The following is a 4,095-nucleotide window of genomic DNA, read 5'->3' as shown; positions in this document are numbered from 1 at the left end:
GCACTCGATGGCATGGCCACGGATTTCGATCTGGCGCTGCGTGAACGGCAGCTTTTCGCCCGCCGCCACCATGATCTGCGTCTTCACGATGTCCACGCCGGTGATCCACTCGGTCACAGGGTGCTCCACCTGCACACGGGTGTTCATCTCGATGAAGTAGAACTCGCCGTTCTCGTACAGGAACTCGAAGGTGCCCGCGCCACGGTAGCCGATCTTCTTGCAGGCGGCCACGCAGCGTTCGCCGATCTTCTCGATCAGCTTGCGGGGAATGCCAGGGGCCGGCGCCTCTTCGATCACCTTCTGGTGGCGGCGCTGCATGGAGCAGTCACGTTCGCCCAGGTACACCGCATTGCGGTGCTTGTCGGCCAGGATCTGGATCTCGATGTGGCGCGGGTTCTGGAGAAACTTCTCCATGTACACGGCCGGATTGCCGAATGCGGCGCCCGCTTCGGCCTTGGTCATCTGCACGGCATTGACCAGCGCAGCCTCGGTGTGCACCACGCGCATGCCGCGGCCACCGCCGCCGCCTGCCGCCTTGATGATCACGGGGTAGCCGATGGCCTTGGCAATTCGACGGATCTGCACGGGGTCGTCGGGCAGTTCGCCCTCGGAGCCCGGCACGCAGGGCACGCCAGCACGGATCATGGCTTGCTTGGCCGAGACCTTGTCGCCCATGATGCGGATCGACTCAGGCGTGGGGCCGATGAACTGGAAACCGCTTTTCTCGACGCGCTCGGCAAAGTCGGCATTCTCGGAGAGGAAGCCGTAGCCAGGGTGAATGGCCTCGGCGTCCGTCACTTCAGCCGCCGAGATGATGGCCGGCATGTTGAGGTAGGACAGCGGCGAGGGCGCGGGGCCGATGCACACGGCTTCTTCGGCCAGCTTGACGTACTTGGCGTCGCGGTCGGCCTCGGAGTAGACCATCACGGCCTTCACGCCCAGCTCATGGCAGGCACGCTGGATGCGCAGAGCGATCTCTCCGCGATTCGCAACAAGAATCTTTTTAAACATATTGGATATCCACAGTGCACCGCGCTGCCCACGACGCATGAAACAGGCGCGGCGCCGAACCAGCGCAGGCCGCGCAAGGGCCGCCAAGACCGGGTACAGGCGCTGGTGGCCTCGCCCCCCGACCCGCGAAGCGAGCGAAGGAGGAAGCGGCAAAGCCGCTCAGCGGGTTGTTTTCTGTCATTCGATGATGAACAACGGTTGCCCGTATTCCACGGCCTGTCCGTTTTCACCCAGGATGCGGGTCACGGTGCCGGTCTTGTCGGCCTCAATCTCATTGAGGATCTTCATGGCCTCGATGATGCAGATGGTCTCGCCTTCCTTGACCTGGCTGCCCACTTCGACAAAGGGCTTGGCACCCGGGCTGGAAGAACGGTAGAACGTGCCCACCATGGGCGACTTGACGACGTGGCCTGCTGGGGCGGCCGGCGCCGACGGAGCAGGCAGTTCTGCCATCTGGGCCGCAGCTGCAGCGGGTGCGGGCGCCACGGGGGCCTGTGCAGGCGCTGGCACGTATTGCTGGACGACGCCCGCCACGCTCTTCACGATGCGGACCTTGCCCTCGGCCTCGGTGATTTCGAGTTCGGAAACGTTGGACTCGGAGACGAGGTCGATAAGGGTTTTGAGTTTTCGCAGATCCATGGAAGCTCCAACGGCTATAAAACTGAATAGGGCGCGAATTTACTCCAATTTCAGCCTATCGCCGTCTTCCCCCCGCAATTTTCATGAACTACATCATGCAAATTGGTGCACCTGCCCCTCTTCCCTACCCCAAAATCGGCCTCCCGGCGACTCCGCTACGACTTCAATGCCGTCCACAACTGCAAATCTTCCGCGGTGACTTGGCCCATTTTACGGTGCAGGACCCGGCCCTCCCCGCCGAGCACCACCGTGAACGGCAGTCCGCCGGTCAGGTTCCCCAAAGATCGCCCCAGCTCCGTGCCGCCCAGCCCGGCCAGGCCGATGGGAAAGTCCAGCGGCATGCGCTGCAGGAATTTGCGCACCGCAGAGGGCTGGTCGATGGCCAGACCCACCACTTGCCAGCCGTTGGCGGCATGTTGCCGATAAAACGCATTGAGCAACGGCAGTTCCTCCACACAAGGAGGACACCAAGTCGCCCAGAAGTTGACCACCAGCGGCTTGCCCGACAGGGCACGCAAGGACAGCATCCCCCCCTCTGGCTTTTCGAACTCCATGGACCACAGGGCCCCCTCGGCGCCAGGCTCCACCGCATGGGGCTGAAACTTCCACCACGCCAGGCCGGCACCGCCCGCCGCAGCCAGGCCGGCCACCGCCGCGTACAGCATGCGTCTGCGAGCCGCGACGGGTTGTGGCGGCTGGAGCAGGGAATCCGGGGAGGTGGTGGTCTTGGAGAGTTCTGGAGAAGGTGTCGTCATGGCACAGGGTTTTCCTGGAGCAGGCGCCGCACGGCCGTCATGTCGCCGCGCGGCACGCGGCCCCTGGCGTCCGGGCGCATCGCGCCCCGCAGATCGTCCAGGTCGTAGATCATCAGGTGCACGCCGATCATCTCATTGAGCTCAGGCGACTTGCTCCCCAGGCTCAGTGCCTCGACCGACTCGCCATGAAAACCGGTGACCGTGCGCGGCTCGTAGTCGACGTGGTGATCGATCAGCGCTATCTCCGCAGATTTAGGGTCGTCGCAGAACAGCTGGAGATAGATGTCCGACAGCCGCGTGGCCGTGCCGTGCCACACCGCCCCGGCCAGATGCGGGCGAAAGGCCGCCATCCGCTCCATCCACACCAAGGCCAGTTGGCGAAGCGCTCGCAGCTCGCGCGGTTGCGTGTCTGCACAAAAAAGCTGGATGTACTCCCGCACGGCTGCATCCACCTGGTCGTTGTCCGGAAGCGGCGTGCGCGCGGGCAGGCCCATCTGTCGCAAGGCCCTGCGTTTCGCAGGGCCCCATTCCAGGCCCTCTTCCACCACCAGCCGGGCCGTGGTTTGGGCGATTTCGTCGCTCAGAGGTGTGTTCATGGGATGTCTGCGTCGCAGGGAAGGTAAATCGCATTGTGGCCCGAAGCGCCGGCGCCGCCTCGGGAGCGACCCTGCGCATCGACAGGATTACTATGATTTTTATAGCTTTCTGCGCTTATTCCACAAGCGCGGGAACAGCTTTTTTCCTGGATATCCCGTTCACTTAGAATCGCCGCCCATGCATATACACATACTGGGCATCTGCGGCACGTTCATGGGCGGCCTCGCAGCGCTGGCGCGCGAAGCAGGCCACAAGGTGACGGGTTGCGATGCGGGCGTCTACCCGCCGATGAGCGACCAGCTGCGGGCACTGGGCATCGATCTGATCGAAGGCTTCAATGCCGACCAGTTGGCGCTGCGCCCGGACATGTTCGTCGTGGGCAACGTGGTCAGCCGCGCCCGCCTGAGCGACGGCTCGCCCAAGTTTCCGTTGATGGAAGCCATCCTGGATGCGGGGCTGCCCTACACCAGCGGTCCGCAGTGGCTGGCCGAACACGTGCTGCAGGGCCGCCACGTGCTGGCAGTGGCCGGCACGCACGGCAAGACAACGACGACGTCCATGCTGGCCTGGATCCTGGAAAGCGCAGGGCAGCAGCCGGGTTTCCTGATCGGCGGAGTTCCCCTGAACTTTGGCGTGTCAGCCCGCCTGGGCGCCTCCCGGCGGCCCTTGCCCGGCAATGCGCCGCTTGGAGGTGCACCCCTTTTTGTCATCGAAGCGGACGAATACGACACCGCCTTTTTCGACAAGCGCAGCAAGTTTGTGCACTACCGCCCCCGCACCGCCGTGCTGAACAACCTTGAGTTCGACCACGCGGACATCTTTGACGACCTCGCCGCCATTGAGCGGCAGTTCCACCACCTGGTGCGCACCGTGCCGCCATCGGGTCGCGTGGTGGTCAACGGGCTGGAAGAAAGCCTTGCGCGCGTGCTGCACATGGGCTGCTGGAGCGACGTGGCCAGCTTCGGCACGGCCGTGGGCGACTTCTCGGCGGAAGGCGACCCCCAGGCGTTTGATGTGCTGCACCGCGGGCACAAGGTGGCGCGCGTGGAATGGGCTCTGACCGGCGTGCACAATCAGCTCAACGCGCTGGCGG

The 4,095-nt window shown here is 64.2% G+C and carries 5 protein-coding genes; 1 reads left to right on the top strand and 4 read right to left on the bottom strand.

Going from position 1 to position 4,095, the window contains the following annotated elements; genetic code table 11:
* The 4 genes from MRY84_RS14160 to MRY84_RS14145 all read right to left on the bottom strand — a co-directional run.
* A partial coding sequence (locus MRY84_RS14160; RefSeq protein WP_291506356.1) for a biotin carboxylase N-terminal domain-containing protein occupies positions 1-1,011 on the bottom strand: 1,011 nt, incomplete at its 3' end.
* A 177-nt stretch (positions 1,012-1,188) separates the two neighbouring features.
* Positions 1,189-1,650: an acetyl-CoA carboxylase biotin carboxyl carrier protein gene (gene accB, locus MRY84_RS14155; protein WP_291506355.1), complete on the bottom strand. Its 462-nt coding sequence runs from the start codon at positions 1,648-1,650 to the stop codon at positions 1,189-1,191.
* 155 nt (positions 1,651-1,805) lie between these two features.
* A complete protein-coding gene (locus MRY84_RS14150) occupies positions 1,806-2,405 on the bottom strand; it encodes a TlpA disulfide reductase family protein (RefSeq protein ID WP_291506354.1) in 600 nt (199 codons plus the stop codon).
* On the bottom strand, positions 2,402-3,001 hold the full coding sequence (locus MRY84_RS14145; RefSeq protein ID WP_291506353.1) for a hypothetical protein: 600 nt from the start codon (positions 2,999-3,001) through the stop codon (positions 2,402-2,404). Before MRY84_RS14145 ends, MRY84_RS14150 begins: the two co-directional genes overlap by 4 nt.
* A 178-nt stretch (positions 3,002-3,179) precedes the next feature.
* Between MRY84_RS14145 and mpl the strand changes: the two genes are divergently transcribed.
* Positions 3,180-4,095, top strand: a 916-nt coding sequence (mpl, locus tag MRY84_RS14140) for a UDP-N-acetylmuramate:L-alanyl-gamma-D-glutamyl-meso-diaminopimelate ligase (protein WP_291506352.1), incomplete at its 3' end; no start/stop codon positions are given.

The sequence above is a fragment of the Acidovorax sp. genome (genome assembly GCF_022763525.1).
Lineage (GTDB): Bacteria > Pseudomonadota > Gammaproteobacteria > Burkholderiales > Burkholderiaceae_C > Acidovorax.
The sequence above is the reverse complement of the archived record's forward strand: the minus strand, read 5'-3'. Positions and strand labels throughout refer to the sequence as shown.